Annotated in this window: 20 protein-coding genes; 9 read left to right on the plus strand and 11 right to left on the minus strand. The window is 39.2% G+C overall.

Annotated elements, in window-relative coordinates; translation table 11 throughout:
* Window positions 1–12: 12 nt before the first annotated feature.
* Window positions 13–2,022 (minus strand): ATP-binding cassette domain-containing protein, encoded by a 2,010-nt coding sequence (locus tag DVJ99_RS01055; protein ID WP_114602888.1) that lies wholly within the window; start codon window positions 2,020–2,022, stop codon window positions 13–15.
* 576 nt (window positions 2,023–2,598) lie between these two features.
* Here DVJ99_RS01055 and DVJ99_RS01060 point away from each other — a divergent pair.
* Together DVJ99_RS01060 and DVJ99_RS01065 are read left to right on the plus strand one after the other, a co-directional pair.
* The gene (locus tag DVJ99_RS01060) at window positions 2,599–2,955 is read left to right on the plus strand and encodes a transcriptional regulator, SarA/Rot family (RefSeq protein WP_105993261.1); all 357 of its coding nucleotides are present in this window, start codon (window positions 2,599–2,601) and stop codon (window positions 2,953–2,955) included.
* 376 nt (window positions 2,956–3,331) lie between these two features.
* Window positions 3,332–4,186, plus strand: coding sequence for a patatin-like phospholipase family protein (locus DVJ99_RS01065; protein WP_114602818.1), 855 nt, complete (start codon window positions 3,332–3,334; stop codon window positions 4,184–4,186).
* Window positions 4,187–4,411: 225 nt separating this feature from the next.
* Here the strand turns inward: DVJ99_RS01065 and DVJ99_RS01070 are convergent, their stop codons facing one another.
* Genes DVJ99_RS01070 through DVJ99_RS01100 form a run of 7 tightly spaced genes read right to left on the minus strand, consistent with a single transcriptional unit; the run spans window position 4,412 to window position 9,470 of the window.
* On the minus strand, window positions 4,412–5,254 hold the full coding sequence (locus tag DVJ99_RS01070; RefSeq protein WP_415918789.1) for an urease accessory protein UreD: 843 nt from the start codon (window positions 5,252–5,254) through the stop codon (window positions 4,412–4,414).
* A complete protein-coding gene (gene ureG / locus DVJ99_RS01075; protein ID WP_114602819.1) occupies window positions 5,251–5,865 on the minus strand; it encodes an urease accessory protein UreG in 615 nt (204 codons plus the stop codon). The genes DVJ99_RS01070 and ureG overlap by 4 nt, the downstream gene beginning before the upstream one ends.
* Before the next feature lie 14 nt (window positions 5,866–5,879).
* Window positions 5,880–6,569 carry an urease accessory protein UreF gene (locus DVJ99_RS01080; RefSeq protein ID WP_114602820.1) on the minus strand — a complete coding sequence of 230 codons (690 nt, stop codon included), beginning with the start codon at window positions 6,567–6,569 and terminating at the stop codon, window positions 5,880–5,882.
* A complete protein-coding gene (ureE, locus tag DVJ99_RS01085) occupies window positions 6,562–7,014 on the minus strand; it encodes an urease accessory protein UreE (RefSeq protein WP_114602821.1) in 453 nt (150 codons plus the stop codon). Before ureE ends, DVJ99_RS01080 begins: the two co-directional genes overlap by 8 nt.
* Window positions 7,015–7,027: 13 nt before the next feature.
* On the minus strand, window positions 7,028–8,743 hold the full coding sequence (gene ureC / locus DVJ99_RS01090; RefSeq protein ID WP_114602822.1) for an urease subunit alpha: 1,716 nt from the start codon (window positions 8,741–8,743) through the stop codon (window positions 7,028–7,030).
* Window positions 8,740–9,153, minus strand: coding sequence for an urease subunit beta (locus tag DVJ99_RS01095; RefSeq protein ID WP_114602823.1), 414 nt, complete (start codon window positions 9,151–9,153; stop codon window positions 8,740–8,742). Before DVJ99_RS01095 ends, ureC begins: the two co-directional genes overlap by 4 nt.
* Before the next feature lie 14 nt (window positions 9,154–9,167).
* The gene (locus tag DVJ99_RS01100; RefSeq protein ID WP_105993270.1) at window positions 9,168–9,470 is read right to left on the minus strand and encodes an urease subunit gamma; all 303 of its coding nucleotides are present in this window, start codon (window positions 9,468–9,470) and stop codon (window positions 9,168–9,170) included.
* A 295-nt stretch (window positions 9,471–9,765) separates the two neighbouring features.
* Between DVJ99_RS01100 and yut the strand changes: the two genes are divergently transcribed.
* Window positions 9,766–10,692, plus strand: coding sequence for an urea transporter (yut, locus tag DVJ99_RS01105; RefSeq protein WP_114602824.1), 927 nt, complete (start codon window positions 9,766–9,768; stop codon window positions 10,690–10,692).
* An 85-nt stretch (window positions 10,693–10,777) separates the two neighbouring features.
* On the opposite strand, the gene DVJ99_RS01110 is transcribed toward yut, so the two are convergent.
* Both DVJ99_RS01110 and DVJ99_RS01115 read right to left on the minus strand, forming a co-directional pair.
* Window positions 10,778–11,692, minus strand: coding sequence for an iron-hydroxamate ABC transporter substrate-binding protein (locus tag DVJ99_RS01110; protein WP_114602825.1), 915 nt, complete (start codon window positions 11,690–11,692; stop codon window positions 10,778–10,780).
* 159 nt (window positions 11,693–11,851) lie between these two features.
* Entirely contained in the window at window positions 11,852–12,997 is a 1,146-nt protein-coding gene (locus DVJ99_RS01115; RefSeq protein WP_114602826.1) for an acyl-CoA dehydrogenase family protein, read from the minus strand.
* A gap of 205 nt (window positions 12,998–13,202) precedes the next feature.
* On the opposite strand from DVJ99_RS01115, the gene DVJ99_RS01120 reads away from it, so the two are divergent.
* From DVJ99_RS01120 to DVJ99_RS01130, 3 genes are all read left to right on the plus strand, one after another.
* Window positions 13,203–14,147, plus strand: coding sequence for a nucleoside hydrolase (locus DVJ99_RS01120; protein ID WP_114602827.1), 945 nt, complete (start codon window positions 13,203–13,205; stop codon window positions 14,145–14,147).
* A 100-nt stretch (window positions 14,148–14,247) separates the two neighbouring features.
* Window positions 14,248–14,799, plus strand: a complete 552-nt coding sequence (locus DVJ99_RS01125) for a biotin transporter BioY (RefSeq protein ID WP_114602828.1) — start codon at window positions 14,248–14,250, stop codon at window positions 14,797–14,799.
* 20 nt (window positions 14,800–14,819) lie between these two features.
* Complete coding sequence (locus tag DVJ99_RS01130; protein ID WP_114602829.1) at window positions 14,820–15,575, plus strand: GNAT family N-acetyltransferase; 756 nt, start codon at window positions 14,820–14,822, stop codon at window positions 15,573–15,575.
* A 24-nt stretch (window positions 15,576–15,599) separates the two neighbouring features.
* On the opposite strand, the gene fdhD is transcribed toward DVJ99_RS01130, so the two are convergent.
* Window positions 15,600–16,412, minus strand: coding sequence for a formate dehydrogenase accessory sulfurtransferase FdhD (gene fdhD, locus DVJ99_RS01135; RefSeq protein WP_114602830.1), 813 nt, complete (start codon window positions 16,410–16,412; stop codon window positions 15,600–15,602).
* A gap of 146 nt (window positions 16,413–16,558) precedes the next feature.
* Here fdhD and DVJ99_RS01140 point away from each other — a divergent pair, with 146 nt between their 5' ends.
* The 3 genes from DVJ99_RS01140 (at window position 16,559) to galE (ending at window position 19,817) form a co-directional block, all read left to right on the plus strand.
* Window positions 16,559–17,563: a LacI family DNA-binding transcriptional regulator gene (locus tag DVJ99_RS01140; protein WP_114602831.1), complete on the plus strand. Its 1,005-nt coding sequence runs from the start codon at window positions 16,559–16,561 to the stop codon at window positions 17,561–17,563.
* A gap of 82 nt (window positions 17,564–17,645) precedes the next feature.
* The gene (locus DVJ99_RS01145) at window positions 17,646–18,812 is read left to right on the plus strand and encodes a galactokinase (RefSeq protein ID WP_114602832.1); all 1,167 of its coding nucleotides are present in this window, start codon (window positions 17,646–17,648) and stop codon (window positions 18,810–18,812) included.
* 12 nt (window positions 18,813–18,824) lie between these two features.
* Window positions 18,825–19,817, plus strand: a complete 993-nt coding sequence (galE, locus tag DVJ99_RS01150) for a UDP-glucose 4-epimerase GalE (RefSeq protein ID WP_105993280.1) — start codon at window positions 18,825–18,827, stop codon at window positions 19,815–19,817.
* Window position 19,818: the final 1 nt, after the last annotated feature.

The raw sequence follows: 19,818 nt of genomic DNA on the forward strand, positions 1-19,818 counted from the left end.
TTTTATGTCAATTTATTTAGAAATGCAGCGTTTCAAATGCTTCGCTGTTAAAGTATCGGTTTCAAGCAACTCTTCAGGACGGCCGCAAAACAGGACTTGACCGCCGTCTAATCCAGGTCCTGGACCGACATCAATCATCCAATCTGCTTCGCACATCATAGATAAGTTATGTTCGATTAAAATGACTGTATTGCCTTCTTCTATTAATTCATTAAAACGATTCAATAACAGCGGAATATCTTCTTCGTGCAGACCTGTAGTAGGTTCATCGAAAATATAGACTTTGTCTGAAGTCGGTTCAATCAAATGCTGACTTAATTTAACACGTTGTATTTCACCGCCGGATAATGTATCTAACGGCTGACCTAAAGCCATATAATTCAAACCAGTTTTGCTTAGGGAACGCAAGGCATCTTCAATGGCTTTATGTCCTTTAAAGAAAGCAATGCCTTCATCTACAGTCAATTCTAATACGTCTGCGATATTATAACCATCAACAGTCGCGTCTAATACTTCTGGTTTATAACGTTTGCCGTGGCACACTTCACATGTTTGAGAGAAGTCTGCCATAAAAGCAAGTTCAGTTTTGATATAGCCTTTACCGCCGCAATTCGGACAAGCGCCTTTGGAATTATAACTGAACATCGCTTTGCTTAATCCAGTATGCTTGCTGAAGAATTTGCGTACATCATCAAAGACACCAAGGTACGTCAATAAGTTAGAACGACTTGAGCCTTGTACAGCTTTTTGATCGACGAACACAGTGTTGTCATCATCTTCAAACCCTGCTTTTACAAGAGTGCTTTTTCCTGAACCAGCAACACCTGTCATGACAGTCAGCACGTTTTTTGGAATATCTGCTGTCACTTGTTTAAGGTTATTGCGCGTAATTGGCCCTAAATGGTAGTAATCCTCAATCGTTCTTGGACTGGATTTGAACTGATGTGATTTGCGCAAAGCATCACCTGTCGCAGTGTCCGATTGCAGTAATGCTTGATAATCACCTTCAAATGTAATCTCACCGCCGTTTTTACCAGAGCCAGGACCCATATCAATGACGTGGTCAGCTTCTTTTATGACATCCGGATCATGTTCTACTATTAATACTGTATTGCCTTTAGCTTTAAGCGACTGCAAGATTTGATTGATTTTTTGAATGTCTTCCGGATGCAAGCCGACACTTGGTTCATCAATAATGTAGACTAAATCAGACAGTGGGCTGTTTAAGTGGCGGATTAATTTCAAGCGCTGCGCTTCACCGCCGGATAATGTAGTAGTCACACGATCAAGCGTCAGATAGCTTAAGCCGATAAAATCTAAAGCTTCGAGTTGTTTTCGAAGCGGTGCGATAATAAATTCTGCGGTCGGTTGATTGAGCTGATCTAAAAATTCAAGGTTCTCTTTAATTGTCATTTTGGTAAAATCAGAAATGTTATAACCGTTGATTTTACAACTTAATACCTTTTGATTGAGTCGCTGTCCGTGACAAGTCGGACATACTTTAGTTGTTACGACATTTTTTAAATGTTTCGCATATCGCTTTTTCGCAAACTCTTTATCTCCTAAAAAGATACGGCTGAATCTAGGAATCAATCCGACATATTTTGCGGACTTGCGCCAAGCTTTCGGCGGATTTTTTAATTTCATAGGCTCTTGATATAAGAACAAATCCAATTCTTTTTGCGTATAATCTTTCAGTTTCTTATCGTTATCAAAGAGTCCGCTGTCGCGATAAGCTTTTCCGCGTTCTTTATCCGGACCGAAAGAAGGGAAGTCAATTGCACCTTCATTGAGTGATTTATCCCAATCCAGCAATTCATCTAAGTTGATATCTTCAATATAACCTAAACCTTCGCAAGTTTTGCACATACCTGAAGGACTGTTAAATGAGAAGACATCAGAATAGCCGACAAAAGGTGTCCCGATCCGCGACCAAAGCAATCGTACAGAAGCGTAGATATCAGAAATCGTACCGACTGTAGAACGAGAATTACCGTTAAAGCGCTTTTGACTGATAGTCATTGCGACAGGTAAGTGGTCAATACTGCCGACTTTTGGTCGGGGCTGCTGATTCAAGTGAAACTGTATGTAACTGGAGTAAGTTTCATTTAATAAGTGTTCAGACTCTGCCGCAAGTGTATTAAACACAAGAGAAGATTTGCCAGAACCTGAACGTCCTGTAAACACAGTTATCAAGTGTTTAGGGATATCGATAGAGATAGATTTTAAATTATTTTGTGCTGCATCTTTTACACTGATATGATCTTGTTTCAATTCATTTGCCTCCTTGTGTCTGACAAATATGTCATCAATTATTTGTATTCCCGAAATTTCATTTCTTATTTCTATTCTCATTAGCGACTAATTGACATGATGGGACATCCAAGTTCCCAAAATAACCCGTTTTCCAACTTTACGCACTTTAAGAGTGAATTTACTAACAGTCCTTTCACTAAATTGATTTTTTTAGTCAACAAAAATAAATGGCGCATTATTGATAGATGTAATAAAATTAATGGTATAAAGTCATCTCATTTGGAAATATCAGAATAATTCACTAAACATCTTAGCTCTACATCATGAAGGAGTGAATTGAGTATGAACAACAAAAATGTTATTAATGATTTATCAAAATTTGTGACAGTAGCACAAAAGGTCAGAGAGGTTAGTGCCATTATCAAAAGCGAATATCAAATCTCTTTTGAAGAACTCTTCATTTTAAACTACATTCACAATAGCGAAAAAGAACGCACTGAATTTAATGTTAAAGAGATTATACAACTGTCCAACTTGAAACCATACTTTATTTCTAAAGCGATTCAAAAACTTAAAGAACGTAAACTTTTAAGTAAAAAACGAAATAAAAATGATGAAAGAACAGTCATCTTAGTGGTCGATGCAGAACAAAGAAGCGAAATCGAATCACTATGCGACGCCGTCAGCAAAGTATTTTAATCAGATAAGAAGTTGGGGGAATTAAGCTATTTCCAATGAGATGAAATTATAGCGCATCCTAAAAGAAACAATCTTTTGCGAATGTATTAAGATAAGAAGCCGGATAAGTGTATCTGACTTCTTATTTTGTTTGTAAAAAATCAAAGCTTACCCCATTTTTACAAGTATATGTTCCAGGGTAGAGTAAAGTGTATCAATCGTAATTGGAATGAGGTTATATATGAAGCGACCCATCAAGGTTATTTGTAAACTTGTACATCTCGCAACCCCGACAGCAAGTGGTTTATTAGTGGCGAAGTATATCCGATAGTTTGGACGGGTTTGTATATAGCGATGGGCAGCTGACTATTAAATCCTACAAAGGAGTGATGAGCATATGACAACCAATGCTGTTATTTTAGGTGCCGGCGGACAATTCGGCATGGCATGGGAAATCGGTTATTTAAGAGGCTTGTTTGATCAAGGTGTGGATTTACGTACCGCACATGAATTTGTCGGCACTTCAGCCGGTGCACAAGTCGGTACAGTTATTGCATCAGATGCAGACTGGGAAACAATTTGGGACGAACAGCTGCAGTATGAAAGAGAGGAAAGCAATCCATTAACGGATGAGGATTTAGAAATTATCTTCAGCAAGTTTGAATCATTAGCCAGTGATTCGCGTACAGTAGAAGAATGGGTTGCTGGTATGAGCGACATGGCGATGCATCCTAGAGTAGATTTGCCTGAAACAGAGCGTCTGAATATGATTCGAAATAGTCTCGGCAACGCTGTATCTGGTTGGACAAAAGGATTGAAAATCGTGGTGACAGAAGTTGAAACCAATCAGCGCCGTGTCTTAGATCAATCATCAGACGTTTCATTAGTTAAAGCTATTGCGGCCAGCGGCGCATTTCAAGGTGCGTATCCGACAATTCAAATCGACGGCAAGCATTATTATGACGGCGGATCATATTCCATGGAAAATCCAGATGTGAGCGAAGCGGATAAAGTCATCGTATTAGCTGCTGATTTGCCTGTCAAAACACCTTTTGCACTTGCAGATGTGATAGATAAGATGAAAGAACGCGGACAAAAGGTACATTTAGTAAAACCAGATAAAACGGTCATGGACATTTTAGCACGCTATGACTACAACACGATGAATGGTGCTATGCGTAAAGAAGTTGCACAAGCAGCTCGCAAACAAGGACAACAAGACGCAAGTGCTATCGAAGAATTTTGGAATTAAGCGTATGTAACTTCTATATAAATAAGTATTATAGTAATGAAGAGAAAGGAATAAAGAGAAGATTAAGAAATAAATAAAGAGAGAAAAAAGTAATACAAAGAGAGCGTATAAGGAAAAAAACAGAGAGAAAGCATAAAGAAAAGAAGGGCGATTTTCGTTTTTGAAAATCGTCCTTCTTCATTAATAACTGTTCCCTTAAAGTTGTTTAGAACTTTAAGGTCAGTTTTAGTATTTTCTTAGGAAGTTGACTTCTCTGTTGTAGTGTTTTTGAACAACGTCTTTTTGAACATCGTTTAAAATGTCTTCGATTAAATCCGTTTCATGTGCCAAGATACGAATACTGATACCATGTGTTGCTAATTGTGTGATACCGATTCGGCAATCTGCTTCTTTAGTATAAGGTGCCATCACATCATAGAGTGCTTCAACAGTAGTACTGTCGACATCCGGATGGATGAAGTAGCAAGAACCTAAGTGTGAATAGCCTTCCATATAACCTAAAGCGTCTACACGGTTTTTCTTCGGATCTAATAATAAATTATCGAATACGACCAATTCGCCATCCACAAATATCTCGTTCAATAAGTGCAGATATGTGTAGGTGAAGTGGGATTCATCCGGAGAATAGCCCGGTGTTAGGATGTCAGTATAAAACATCGCACCTGTTTTAGCGATATGGTATTGGTTGTGTTGATAGAATTTCGCATCTTTAAAAGCGATAATCGGATCTCCGACATATTCCATATAAGCATTATCTTCAATAGTAAATGTTTGATATTGCTCAACGTGATCTTTTAAAGTTTTGTAGATTTTAGTTGCACCTTGTGATGTGAGTGTTGTGGCCGCATTTTCTTTGACTTTGACATTTAAGCGATAACGATCGCCGTCTAAATAACCGCCGCCTACATTAACGATATAGAATGTAGGGATATTTGAACCATTCAAATAAATAGGGCGGATAACTTTTAATGCTTTTTCAAAGAAAATGTCACGTGCTGCAGAACGCTCGCCATCATTGAAGACAGTGATATCAAGTTGTCCTGTCCATTCTGTGACATTGTGCATTATTCTAGTCCTTTAAGCAATACGTCGCGTTCAATCCAGTTAATCACATTGTCTAAACCTTCTTCTGTTTTAAGGTTTGTGAATGTGAACGGACGGTCTCCGCGGAATGTGCGTGTATCTTCAGCCATTTGGTCTAAAGATGCGCCGACATAAGGTGCTAAATCTGTTTTGTTGATAACGAAGAAATCAGATTTAATCATACCTTGTCCGCCTTTACGCGGGATTTTTTCACCTTGTGCAACGTCGATGATATAAATTGAGAAATCTACAAGTTCAGGACTGAATGTAGCTGCTAAATTATCGCCGCCTGATTCGACAAAGATTAATTCGATATCTTCATGACGTTCGATTAATTCATCAATCGCCGCGAAGTTCATAGATGCATCTTCACGAATTGCAGTATGCGGGCAGCCGCCGGTTTCAACACCGATAATACGGTCAGCAGGCAAGACACCTGAATTTACAAGAATTTTTTCGTCTTCTTTTGTATAAATATCATTCGTGATAACACCAATGCTTAATTCTTCTTTTAAATGTTTGACTACTTTTTCTACAAGCTCGGTTTTACCTGCGCCTACAGGTCCGCCGATTCCGATTTTAATAGGTTGAGTCATAAATCTATAGCCTCCTAGGAAATAAAGATTCGTACATTCACTTTTTCATGTTCCATTTGATTGATTTCAAGTCCTGGTGCAGTGATGCCGAATTCAGACGCTTCAAGTTCAAAAATATGGTCGCGTGTTGATTTCATAAATGGAATCATTTCAGTAACAATACGTTGCCCAGCTGTTTGGCCTAACGGTATTGCGCGTACCGCATTTTGAGTTAATGATGAAACGTTTTGATATAAATAATAATCAATGATCATTTCAATATCGACACCAAGATAATGGCCGAGCATAGTAAAACAAATGGCTGGATGCAGCTTGGCTTGTTTCTTTTGATACTGCTCATGGTACCAATGTATCCATTCGCTGTCATAAAGTTCATCCGCAAGCTTAACCATACGTGTACCCATTTGTTTTGTGCCGACACGTGTTTCTCTTGGCATATTTTGTACAAAGAGCAAGCGATCAATCTCTAATACTCTTTTTGAATCATTCTGATTCAATGCGTCATAGACAAAACGCATTGCTAAACCATCCGCGTATGTGAGCTGTTCACTTAAAAAGAGTTTCAGCCACTCTTTAAAGGACTGTTCATCATGAACAGTACCGCGTTGGATATAAGTTTCTAATCCGAAAGAATGGCTGAATGCTCCTGTTGGAAATTGTGAATCGCAAAACTGAAACAATCTCAGCGATGCATGATCAATCATGTGAATGTCCTATATGACGGAATGCTTGATTGACTTTGCGATCTTCACGTGAGTGGGGGATACCTAAAGATTTTAATAAATCTTCAACCAAGTAATCGTATTGTACCAGCATTTCAGTTTCAGTGAATTGTGCCGGTAAATGACGGTTGCCGAGTTGGTGTGCAATATCTCCCATTTCTTTAAGCGAACGCGGACGAATCACTAAGATATCTTCTGAGTTGACATCAACGACAATACGGTTGTTGTCATCTTCATATAAGATATCGCCATATTGCAAGTCCACCGGATTTTTTAAGCGGATGCCGATTTCATGACCGTGATCCGTTTTGACACGCTGGATGCGTTTAACTAAATCAGAATTTTCAAGGTACACTTTTTCAGTGTGTTTTTGTTTTTCTTCTGGTGATAAATTGGCAATATTGCCGAGAATTTCTTCTACTATCATGTAAGCTTGCCTCCTAGAATAAGAAGTAACGTTGTGATAATGGCAACTCTGTAGCAGGTTCGCTTGTAATTTTTTCGCCATCTACAAACACTTCATAAGTTTGCGGATCTACGTCTAATTTAGGCGTTGCTGTATTATTTTTCATATCCGATTTGCGCAGTTTGCGGATATTTTTAACTGGACGAATTAAACGATGCAAGTTCAATTGACGTTGAATATCGTTCATATAAGCAATATTAGAAACGAATGTCATGTTTGTACCAGTCAAGTTGCCGCCTAATTGCGCATACATTTTACGGTATTTTAATGGTTCAGATACTGGAATAGAACCGTTCGCATCACCGTTAATCGCTGTATTAATCATACCGCCTTTGATAATCATTTCAGGTTTAACACCGAAGAATGCAGGATCCCAAATGACAATATCAGCTAATTTGCCTTTTTCGATTGAACCTACATATTCAGAAATACCATGTGTAATCGCAGGGTTGATTGTGTATTTCGCGATATAACGTTTGATACGGTTGTTATCATCATACTCTTTGTCTCCTTCTAAAGGTCCGCGTTGTTCTTTCATGCGGTGTGCAACTTGCCATGTACGTGAAATGACTTCACCTACACGTCCCATTGCTTGAGAGTCAGAGCTGACCATACTGAAGACACCCATGTCTTGCAGCACATCTTCAGCCGCAATTGTTTCTTTACGGATACGAGAATCCGCAAATGCTACGTCTTCAGGAATAGATGCATTTAAGTGGTGTGTAATCATAACCATATCTAAATGCTCGTCGATTGTATTTTTAGTATAAGGAAGTGTCGGGTTCGTTGATGAAGGAAGAACGTTAGGATAGCTTGCTGATTTGATTAAGTCAGGCGCATGTCCGCCGCCGGCACCTTCAGTGTGATACATATGAATAACACGATCTTTAATCGCTTTCATAGTATCTTCCATGAAGCCAGCTTCGTTAAGTGTATCTGCGTGTAATGCGACTTGAACATCATAATCATCCGCAACTTGTAATGAGTGGTCTAATGCAGAAGGTGTTGCACCCCAGTCTTCATGGACTTTTAATCCAATTGCCCCAGCGTGAACTTGTTCAATTAAAGCTGTATTATTATGTGCTTGTCCTTTGCCTGTAAAGCCGACGTTAATCGGTAAAGCTTCCGCTGCTTCTAACATGCGGTGCATGTGCCAAGGACCAGGTGTTACAGTTGTAGCTTTCGCACCTTCAGATGCGCCTGTACCGCCGCCGATATGTGTTGTCACACCGCTTTCAAGTGCTACCCATGATTGTTCTGGGTTGATAAAGTGAACGTGTGTGTCGATACCGCCTGCAGTCACGATTCTGCCTTCACCTGAGATAATATCAGTGTTTGCGCCGATAACGATATTAACGTTATCCATGATATCTGGGTTGCCGGCTTTGCCGTATCCCATGATATAGCCGTTCTTAATACCTAAGTCAGCTTTATAAACTTTATCGTAGTCGATAATTACTGCGTTTGTGATAACTGTATCCGCAACATTGCGGTCATCGCGTGTTACGTTAGGGTTTTGTGCCATACCGTCACGAATAGATTTGCCGCCGCCGAATGTTGCTTCATCCCCATAAGTCGCAAAATCTTTTTCTACACGTGCAAACAAGTTTGTATCAGCCAAGCGGATCGCATCTCCGACAGTAGGGCCGTACAAGCTTGTATATTGTGATTGTGTCATTTTAAAGCTCATCGATTATACCCACTTTCTTTGTTCGCATTTTTTTGACCTTCGTCGTCTTTAACACCCGCATTAGGGTGGTCGTTATCTACTCGGAAGACGCGGTCTTCATCGATTTCTCCGTTAACCATTCCTCGGAAACCAAAAATACGGCGATTACCTTGATATTCAACAAGTTGTACTTTCTTTTCGTCCCCAGGTTCAAAACGAACCGCGGCACCTGCTGGAATATCTAGATGTTTGCCGTATGCTTTCTCTCTATCGAATTTTAAGCCGTCATTGACTTCAAAGAAGTGATAATGAGAGCCTACTTGAATCGGACGATCTCCGATATTTTTAACTTTTATTACTGTTTCAGCGTTATCTGTATTTCTGTTAATCTCTATTTCAGTACGCTTTACTATAATTTCACCAGGTTTCATTATTTAAATCCCCCTTAAACAATCGGATGATGAACTGTAATCAATTTCGTACCGTCTGGGAAAGTGGCTTCAATTTCAAGGTCAGTAATAATATCTGACACACCTTCCATAACATCATCCTTATTTAAAATTTGTCTGCCGTAACTCATAAGTTCAGCAACACTCTTACCGTCTCTTGCACCTTCTAACAATTCATAACTAATGATAGCAACTGCTTCAGGATAGTTAAGTTTTAAGCCGCGTTTTTGACGTCTGCGTGCTAAATCATTCGCTATCACTAACATTAGTTTGTCTTGTTCACGTTGAGTAAAATGCAAAATAATCCCTTCTTTCATGTATGTTAAGTAAATACTAATCCATTGTAAGACGCCTAATGTCAATATACAAGAATTATATATTTATTTCCTAAAATTAAAATGAAAATTAACAAGTTAACCCTGTAAACTACACTTTAATTTACCTAAGGGAGTTTTACCATTTTTTGTACATTTTCAAACAAAAGAGCCTTTTTTTATTTGATAACAATAAAAATGAATAACAGTAGGTTTCATTCCCTATAGTATTTTGTTAAAATCATTATTGCTTAATTTATTAGAAATCAGGTGAACGACCATGCGTCATTTTATCGACGTTGTATTAAAGAATATCTCTCAAGTGCTGTTATTAGAAAATGCATGGACAGGGTTATTCATTCTAGCAGGATTATTTGCAGGGGATTGGAAAGTAGGGCTGGCTGCTTTGCTTTCAAGTATTGTTGCTTACATAACGGCACCTTATACAAATTATTCTAAAGAGGAGATCCGTCATGGACTAGCTGGGTTTAACCCAGTCTTAACAGGGGTTGCACTGACGATTTTCTTAGTTCAAGATTTAAAAGGCATCGGGATGACCTTGCTTGCGGTTATTTTGACCATGCCGCTCGGCGCAGCATTTCGTGCATTGTTAGCACGTTTTGAATTGCCGATGCTGACAATGCCTTATGTATTTATCAGTTGGATGTTCTTATTCATGTCTTTCCAATTCGAACATGTTAATGCTGGTGTTAATATTTTACCGTCAACTGTCCGAGAAATCACATTCTCTCATCACACAATCAATGTAATGATGACATTCTTAGACGGCTTCAGTGAAATCTTCTTAGTCAAAAGTGTACTCGGCGGCTTATTGATACTGATAGGTATTTTTATAGCTTCAAAAAAAGCAGGCATTTACTCAATTGCGGCCAATATCATCGGCGTGGTTGTGGTTATGATGTTCGGTGCCAACCATGATGAAATCAATGCCGGCCTTTATGGTTATAATGTTGTCCTTGTGATTTTAGCTTTAGGTGTGACATTTAAAGAGGCATCTGTCTTTAACAAATACTTAAGTATGTTGTTTGGAATCATTATTACCGTAGTTATGCATGCAGGCTTAGTCACATGGCTGAAACCTTTCGGTCTTCCGGTATTTACCTTGCCGTTTATTGTCGCAACATGGATTATGCTGCTGGCGGGCAAATCTGCGTATGCAAAGTCTAAAAAAGAAACGCAAGTATAAAATATAAAGATAAAAATCAATAACATAAGAGAAGCGGAATGCTGCCCTGATTTGCAGGGAACATTCCGCTTTTTCATTCGAATTATTACTTCATGAATTTCTCTTTAAGATCTTTACGCATAAACTCTAGTGTATACGGGTCATTGTACCAATAAGTTTTAGCATCAACTTTAATTACGTGATTATTTTTAACTGCCGGCAAGTTTTTCCATAGATTTGTTTCTGTGTATGAAGGTGCTGCTTTGCCTGCACGTGTTGATACGATGTAATCGCCTGCATATTCAGGGATTTTTTCTTGTTTGATTTCTGCCCAGCCTTCTTTTTCAACAAGTTCTTTTTGTTTTTCAGGCATTTTCAAACCGAATGCTTGATAAATTACTTCGCCGCCGCGACCCCAGTTAGGACCGTACGTATAAAGTTTTTTATCAAATTCGTCTAATAAAGAAACAGTCGCATCTTCACCGATTTTATTTTTAATAGCTTTGCCGTCTTTAGAAGTTTGTTTTTTCCATTCTTCTGTCCATTTTTTCGCTTGGTCTTCTTTGCCTAATAATTTACCTAATTCAATTTGCTGATCAAGGTATTTATGTTTAGCATAGTCAAAGACTACTGTAGGTGCTGCTTTTTGATATTTCTTGATGTTTTTATCAGTTGAGTAAACGATAATTAAATCTGGTTTTTGTTTGATAACTTTTTCTACATCTTCACTGCCAGTTGCGCCGATTTTTTCAACGCCTTTGAATTTTTCTTTTAAAATAGGGCTGTCATCGACTTGACTGTTGACTGCGACAATGTTGCCGCCTAATTTTTTAATACCGCCCGCATATGTAGGTGCAACTACTGCAATACGTTTAGGGTCTTTCGGTATTTTTACTTTCTTTCCATTATCCATTGTATATGAACGCATTTCTTGCTTTGAATCTTTTTGATCATTTGATTGTTTACCGCAAGCGGCAAGTACGAATACTAAAATAATCATAGGAATCAATAATTTCTTCATCTGTATTTTCCTCCTAATTGAAAACGATTATCATTACTCTAGAATTATAATCGTATTTTGCGAAAAGCACAATATAATTTTGTAAAAAATTTTTGAATTGAGTTATTTGAAGAAAGAAAAAGTACCATGCTCTTTGGAAAAGAACACAGTACTGTCGTTTTAAAATAGGTCAAGTTCAGATTTTGCAATGTTCGTATAAGCAGCATCTTGCATCGGCGGGTTATGAAGACCGGCACGCATATCACGGTAATAACGTTGAAGCGGACGTTCCATTTCTAAACTTTTAGCACCGACGATACGCATTGCAATATCAATCACTTGCAGACCTTGGTTCATAACCAAGACTTTGCTCGCTGACGTTTCGTTCCATACAGGTGCATCCGGAGATTCATGATACATACGTGCAGTTGACCATAAGAATGCGCGTGATGACAGCAATAATGATTCCATCTCTCCGACAGATTGCTGAACGGTAGGGAGATGGGCAATAGATTGATCGATACTGTTCGGCTGATGTGTTTTCGCAAAGTCTTTCGCATAATCCGCTGCTGCTTGTGCAATACCTAAATAAACACTTGGAATGTGCAAGATCCATCCATTCGGACTTTTAGGACCGCCTGCGATTTCTACGAAATTTTCAGTCGGGATTTTAACATTTTCCAACACTAAATCATGGCTTTCAGTAGCACGCATGCCTAGGACATTCCATGTTTGTGCAATCGATAAGCCTGGCGTACCTTCTTCAACTAAGAAGAAACCGTACTGATCTGTTGCTTCGTTGTAGCCGCTTACTAGGAAATGTGTCAGTGCAGGGCTCATTGAAGTGAAAGTTTTAACACCGTTTAAGATGTAGCTGTCACCTTCTTTAACCGCATGTGTTGAAGGTTTTCCTCCGCGTGTCGGACTGCCGGTATCTGCTTCGCTGACCGCACGATTAATCAATGCGCCTTCTTTAACCGCTTTTGCAAACTGATTTAGTAAGTCGTCATCCCATTTCTTTTCTTCATAGAGCTGTCCGACAACGCTTAAATGCCATCCGATTGATAGAGCAGTTGCGCCGTCAATCGCACCTAAATAGGTCTGTAAGATCACCATATCTTCTACTGTTGCACCTTCGCCGCCATAGGCTTTAGGCAATGTTAATAAGGTATAGCCTTCTTGTTTCAGCCATTCAATATTTTCATAAGGGAAGCGGCTGTTGAGGTCGTTATGTTCTGCATGTGCCTGAAAGTCTGCTTTGACAGCTTGTAATTTCTTTAACCATTTTCGTTGTATGTCTGAGTGTATTAATCCTGATTCTAACAAGACGTTTCCTCCTCGCGTTGATAAGTGTATTAAGTTTAGTGTATCACTCGGAATAAAGAGTTGGAAGTTTTTCGTGATAAGAATCGAAATTCATATCGGCAGAAAAACATTCAGTGCACCGCTTAATACAGACATACACAGATGCTTTACATTATTTAGGAAATACAATTAAATAGAGAGTGATAGAACAAGTTGGAGGTAGAAAATGAAAAAGATATATTTTAATCATGATGGCGGCGTGGATGACTTAGTGTCGTTGTTCTTATTGCTTCAAATGGAAGACACAGAATTAATCGGGGTCAGTGCAATCGGCGCAGACAGTTATGTAGAACCTGCAGTGAGTGCTTCTGTAAAGATTATCAACCGCTTCTCAAACCGCGACTTAAACGTTGCTCCATCTTATGAAAGAGGGAAGAATCCATTCCCTAAAGATTGGCGCATGCATGCTTTCTTTGTAGATGCTTTACCTGTCTTGAACGAAAGCAGAACGACAAAGCGTTCAGAAGTGTCGCACTTAGAAGCTTATGAAGATATCATTGAAAAATTAACACAAAGCGATGTACCGGTAACGCTCTTATTTACAGGTCCGTTAACTGACCTTGCAAAAGCATTAGAAATAAAACCGGAAATTACAGAGAAGATTGAACGCTTAGTCTGGATGGGCGGCACTTTCTTAACAAAAGGAAATGTGGAAGAACCTGAGCATGACGGTACAGCAGAATGGAATGCATTTTGGGATCCTGAAGCGGTCGCAAAAGTATTCGAGACAGATGTTGAAATAGATATGGTCGCACTCGAAAGTACTAATAAAGTACCGTTAACGTTAGATGTACGCCAAATGTGGGCAGACCAAAGAGATAACTTAGGTGTCGATTTCTTAGGTGTTTGTTATGCAGGTGTACCGCCGTTAACACACTTCGTTACGAACTCAACGTATTTCTTATGGGATGTCTTAACAACCGCTTCAGTCGGCAAACCTGATTTAGTGCATGTCCAAGATGTCATGACTGAAGTTATCACACATGGTCCAAGTCAAGGCCGTACAAAACGCGTACATGAAGGCGGAAGACTGGTACATGTGGTGGATGATGTGAATCGCGAAGCTTTCTTTGAATATATGACACAATTAGCTGCCAAAGTTCAGCAGTAAGCGAGTGTAAAAGTTACACAAATAAATGTAAACTATCTGTAAATTTTAGTTAACATATGTGCTATAATTTTCCTTGGAATCATACCAAGGAGGTCAGACTATGACAACAAAACATATTACATTCACAGCGATTATGACCGCAATCATTGCTTTACTAGGTTTGGTACCGCCGATACCTTTACCGTTTATGCCTGTTCCTATCGTGTTGCAAAACGTAGGAATCTTCCTCGCAGGTATTCTTTTAGGTAAGAAATATGGTACATTAAGCGTAATTGTATTTTTAATTTTAGCAGCGTGCGGTGTGCCTGTATTATCGGGCGGCCGCGGCGGAATAGGGGTATTTGCCGGTCCTTCAGCAGGTTTCTTATTCTTATATCCGGTAGTGGCGTTCTTAATCGGGCTCGCACGCGATAAATTTATCGAACGTATCAACTTTGTACGTCTCTTCATTCCTGTATTGATTGCTGGAGTATTGCTTTTAGATATCATAGGTACTTTAGTGATGGGTGTTATTACAAACATGCCGTTATCTAAAGCTTTCTTCCTATCTTTTGTCTTTATGCCTGGAGATGTGGTTAAAGCTGTTATTGCTTGTTTAATCGGTGCAGCTTTATTAAATCATACAAGATTCAAACAATTGATGCGCTTTTGATTAAAGAAAGAGGGAGAAATATGCGGCCACTATCCATGCGACTGATTGATCAGCCAGGCACTATAGCTTATCAAGATGATGAAAAAACAATCTATTTAACACCGTCAGAGCCTTTGACTTATTACACTAATAAATGGGTGTATCATCAAATGCCGGAGTTTGAGGATTGGTTAGAAGATGCACAAGCACAGCTGAAGCAGCATCATCAGCAAGGCAGTCATCATCTTGCATTTTCATTTCCTGAAGATACATCTTTGCCAGAAGTCTTCACAGATTACTTTGATAAAGAAGGTTTTGAAGTCGGGTTATTAGAAATGTATGCGATTGAAGCAGAAGCGCTGCAAGCTGAACTGCCGGAGCATTTGGATATTCGCTGGGTTGATATTTATCATTTAGAGGATTATTTAAAGATATGCCGCTATTTCTCTTTAGACTATGGCCGAGACTTTGCGGATGAAATGGTGAAAACATTGCGCGAGCAATTTGAAGGTTCAACGCATGTAAAACGAGTTATCGCTTATCATGAAGGCAAACCTATCGGTACGCTGGATATCATTGAGTCAGACGCAGCGATTGAAATCGATAGTTTCGGGGTCATTAAAGAAATGAGAAGACAAGGTGTCGGCCGTGCGATGCAGGCCTTTGTCGCAAACTATGCAAAAAAGAAACCGATTATTTTACTAGCAGACGGCGAGGATACTGCTAAAGATATGTATATCAAGCAAGGGTATACGTATATCAGTTACAGTTATAACGTTGTGAAAGAGAATATATAAAATAAAAAGCTGTGTTCACACAAGTCAGTCTTGTGAGGACACAGCTTTTATACGTTCTGGATGACTATAAATATTAAAGTTGCCGTCTCTGATAAATCCGATGGCTGTAATATTCAAGTCATTTGCGAGTGTGACCGCAAGGGTAGTCGGTGCGGATTTAGACAAGATGACACCAACCCCGATTTTAGCAGCTTTGATTAAGATTTCAGATGAAATACGTCCGCTGAAAATCAATACCTTATCTCGTACTGGAATATGACGTTCTATACAAAATCCATACAATTTATCTAAGGCATTATGACGCCCGATATCTTGACGATGTTCAAAGAAAGCTTCACCGTCGCTGATGGCTGCATTATGCAGGCCGCCGGTACGTTTGAATAATGTACTGGCTGTCTGCAGTCTTGTCATCATATTAATGACTTGTTTCGGCGTCAATGTAATATGCGACATAGATGTTTTCGCAATCGCAGCATCGTTTTGGAAATAGAACTCGCGGCTTTTACCGCAGCAAGATGCAATCATACGTTTTGTCGAATATTCAAAACGATCGCCTAAGTCTTTTGTCAGTTCTACATGAGCAAAGCCTTTACTGTCATCGATTTGAATGGATTTTAATTCATCGCGTTTTAAAATCGCGCCTTCAGACGCTAAAAAGCCCAGTACCAACTCTTCCATATGGTCTGGACTGCAGATAACGGTCGCAAATTCCACGCCATTGACCATAATTGTTAAGGGAAATTCGGTAACGTAACTATCTGTAGTTTCAAACAATTCTCCGCCTTCGTAACGGACGATTGTCTGATTGGTTAATACATCTATATCTTTATTATTCATAGGCATAACTCCTTAATTCAACAGTATACTATATCTGGTTTATTTTCAAAAAAAGATTGCCTGTTTCAAAACAATGATGAAAGTAAAGTTGTTTCATCAAAAAATTAATAGTAAACTTAAGGTAAACAAAAAGAGAGGTGTTAGGGATGGCAAGTATTAGAGATATAGCAAAAGCAGCAGGTGTCAGTCCGGGAACAGTTTCAAGAGTCTTGAATGAAGATCCTACATTATCTGTAGCTGAATCCACAAGAACACGGATTTTAGAAACAGCAAAGTCAATGGCATACCATAAAGCAGAACGTGTCAATCGGCAAGTTCAGATTATTACGTATGCTTCACGCAGACGCGAGATGGCAGACCCGTTTCATCGTGAACTGCGATTAGCCATCGAAGCAGAAATCAAACGATTGAATTTAACACTGAAGAAGACATTGAGAATTGAAACAGGCTTTAAAAAGCAAGATTGGCAAGATGTTAAAAAAGCAGGTGCAGTACTAGTCATCGGCAACTTTTCATATCATGTATTAGAGACATTGTATGAATATAATCAAAATATCGTGGTCATTAATAATAAACATGTACCTGAATATATGGACGCAGTGTATTCAGATTTAGGACAGTCTATGCATCGCTTGCTGGATAAAATCTCCAATGATAATAAGACAGCAGATATTGCTTATTTCGGAGGGATGAGAGAAGAACGTGATTTGCGTGAAACTGAGAGTGCTGAAAAAGATGCACGCTACCAAGCTTATGCAGATTGGTACGAGCAGCATCAAAAAACACCGAATGCACATTTAATCGGTTGGGACCGAGAAGCAGGACAACAAGCAATTAAAGATTTAGAAACGGTACCAGATGTACTGATTGCCGGCAATGATATGGTAGCAATCGGTTTGATTCAAGGTCTGCAAGAGATGGGGAAAGTAATTCCTAAAGATGCGGCAGTTATCGGTTTTAACGACTTGGATGTGAATCAATATGTCACACCTTCTTTAACGAGTGTGCGTATAGATATTGAACAATTCGGGAAGAGTGCAGTATTGATGGCGAAAGAACGTATTCAGCGTACACGCGAAGCAGCATTGCATATTGTCGTGCAGACACGCTTGATTGAGCGCCAATCATTTTCTTTGAAAAAGCAGCAATAAATACATTGACAAAACATTTAGTAAACAAATAAACTTTAATTGTGTTTACTAATAAAATTTACCTTGAGAGAGGAGTTATTCTATGTTGACAGCGATGAAAGAGCAATTTGAAAAGCAGTTTGATGCACAACCAGAGGTCGCAGCTTTTGCGCCTGGACGCATCAATTTAATCGGAGAGCATACGGATTATAACGGCGGTTATGTATTCCCTGCCGCAATTGAATTAGGGACGTACGGTTTAGCGCGTAAAAGAGATGACCGTACAATCCGCTTTTATTCATTAAACTTTGAAGAAGCCGGCGTCATTACATTTTCATTAGATGACTTAGACTATGACAAAGCAGACAGCTGGGCCAACTATCCAAAAGGAATGGTGAAGTTTTTAATTGAAGCGGGTTATAACATTGAAAACGGATTTGATGTAATTGTAGAAGGCAATATTCCGAACGGCGCAAGTCTTTCATCTTCAGCATCTATAGAAATGCTGACGGGATGGTTGATGAAGTCATTGTTCAATTTAGACGTAGAACGTTTAGAATTGATTCAATTAGGACGCAAAGTTGAAAATCACTTTATCGGTGTAAATTCCGGTATTATGGACCAATTTATTGTCGGCATGGGTCAAAAAGACCAAGCGATTTTGTTAGATACTTCAAGCTTAGAGTATCACTATGTACCGACAGAATTCGGCGATTATACTATTTCAATTATGAATACCAATAAACGCCGCGAATTAGCAGAATCTAAATATAATGAACGTTTAGAAGAATGCCAAAAGGCTTTAGCACTTTTACAACAAGAATTAGATGTTGAAGCATTAGGACATATTGATGAAGCAACATTCGAAGCACATGCACATCTGATTGATGATCCGGTGCTATTAAAACGTGCACGTCATGCAGTAACTGAAAATGCACGTGTCAAAGCAGCATATGATGCATTAGAACATTCTGATTTTGAACGCTTCGGTCAATTGCTGAATGAAAGTCATGCATCATTAAAAGATGATTATGAAGTAACAGGTGTTGAATTGGATACTTTAGCAGAATCTGCACAACAAGTTGACGGTGTATTAGGTGCCCGTATGACAGGTGCAGGCTTTGCAGGATGTGCGATTGCATTGGTACATCAATCAAAAATCAAAGCATTAGAAGAAGAAGTCACACGCAACTACACAGAAAAGATTGGTTATGCCCCTTCGTTTTATCATGTCAATATCGGTGACGGTGTTAAATCAATCGAACTTTAAGGAGGACTTTTTATGTCAGTTTTAGTATTAGGCGGCGCAGGTTATATCGGCAGTCATGCTGTACATCAATTATTAGATGAAGGTTATGATGTCGCAGTGGTAGATAATTTAGGTACAGGACACAGAGATGCAGTGCCAGAAGCAGTACGTTTTTATGAAGGCGATATTCGAGACAAAGCATTCTTGAATCAAGTCTTTGAAAAAGAAGCGGTAGAAGGTGTGTTTCATTTCTGCGCTTACTCTTTAGTCGGAGAATCAGTTCAAAAACCACTCGAATATTTCAACAATAATGTTTATGGTATGCAAGTACTGTTAGAAGTAATGAAAGCACATGATGTGAATGAAATTGTCTTTTCATCAACAGCAGCGGTATACGGCGAACCAGAAGTTGTACCGATTCAAGAAGATGTGCAAAAAGCACCGACAAACCCTTACGGCGAAAGCAAGTTAATGATGGAAAAAATGATGCATTGGTGTCATAACGCTTATGGTGTGAACTATACAGCATTGCGCTACTTCAACGTAGCGGGTGCACGAGAAGACGGCACAATCGGGGAAGATCATAACCCTGAGACACATTTGATTCCTATCGTGCTTGAAGCGGCTTTAGGCCAAAGAGATGCGATTACAATTTTCGGTGTCGATTATGATACAGAAGATGGTTCTTGTGTCAGAGATTATCTGCATGTCACAGACTTGATTGATGCGCATATCTTAGCTTATCAATATCTTAAAAACGGCGGCGAAAGCGGTGCATTCAACTTAGGCAGCAGCCAAGGCTACTCAGTAATTGAAATTGTAGAAGCTGCACGCAAAGCAACAGGCGAAACGATTAAATCTGAAATCGGAGAACGCCGTGCAGGCGATCCTAGCAAATTGATTGCATCCAGCGATAAAGCACGCAAAGTTTTAGGCTGGGAACCTAAACATGACGACATAGAAGAAATCATTGCAACAGCTTGGAATTGGCACCGCGCACATCCAAACGGCTACGACGATAAATAAA

The organism is Staphylococcus sp. EZ-P03, assembly GCF_003344575.1.
Lineage (GTDB): Bacteria > Bacillota > Bacilli > Staphylococcales > Staphylococcaceae > Staphylococcus > Staphylococcus simulans_B.

Coding starts and splice junctions, on each gene's coding strand:
- DVJ99_RS01055 (WP_114602888.1), bottom strand. CDS start 2,022: ATGACTATCAGTCAAAAGCGCTTTAACGGTAATTCTCGTTCTACAGTC.
- DVJ99_RS01060 (WP_105993261.1), top strand. CDS start 2,599: ATGAACAACAAAAATGTTATTAATGATTTATCAAAATTTGTGACAGTA.
- DVJ99_RS01065 (WP_114602818.1), top strand. CDS start 3,332: ATGACAACCAATGCTGTTATTTTAGGTGCCGGCGGACAATTCGGCATG.
- ureG (WP_114602819.1), bottom strand. CDS start 5,865: ATGACTCAACCTATTAAAATCGGAATCGGCGGACCTGTAGGCGCAGGT.
- DVJ99_RS01080 (WP_114602820.1), bottom strand. CDS start 6,569: ATGATTGATCATGCATCGCTGAGATTGTTTCAGTTTTGCGATTCACAA.
- ureE (WP_114602821.1), bottom strand. CDS start 7,014: ATGATAGTAGAAGAAATTCTCGGCAATATTGCCAATTTATCACCAGAA.
- ureC (WP_114602822.1), bottom strand. CDS start 8,743: ATGAGCTTTAAAATGACACAATCACAATATACAAGCTTGTACGGCCCT.
- DVJ99_RS01095 (WP_114602823.1), bottom strand. CDS start 9,153: ATGAAACCTGGTGAAATTATAGTAAAGCGTACTGAAATAGAGATTAAC.
- yut (WP_114602824.1), top strand. CDS start 9,766: ATGCGTCATTTTATCGACGTTGTATTAAAGAATATCTCTCAAGTGCTG.
- DVJ99_RS01110 (WP_114602825.1), bottom strand. CDS start 11,692: ATGAAGAAATTATTGATTCCTATGATTATTTTAGTATTCGTACTTGCC.
- DVJ99_RS01120 (WP_114602827.1), top strand. CDS start 13,203: ATGAAAAAGATATATTTTAATCATGATGGCGGCGTGGATGACTTAGTG.
- DVJ99_RS01125 (WP_114602828.1), top strand. CDS start 14,248: ATGACAACAAAACATATTACATTCACAGCGATTATGACCGCAATCATT.
- DVJ99_RS01130 (WP_114602829.1), top strand. CDS start 14,820: ATGCGGCCACTATCCATGCGACTGATTGATCAGCCAGGCACTATAGCT.
- fdhD (WP_114602830.1), bottom strand. CDS start 16,412: ATGAATAATAAAGATATAGATGTATTAACCAATCAGACAATCGTCCGT.
- DVJ99_RS01140 (WP_114602831.1), top strand. CDS start 16,559: ATGGCAAGTATTAGAGATATAGCAAAAGCAGCAGGTGTCAGTCCGGGA.
- DVJ99_RS01145 (WP_114602832.1), top strand. CDS start 17,646: ATGTTGACAGCGATGAAAGAGCAATTTGAAAAGCAGTTTGATGCACAA.
- galE (WP_105993280.1), top strand. CDS start 18,825: ATGTCAGTTTTAGTATTAGGCGGCGCAGGTTATATCGGCAGTCATGCT.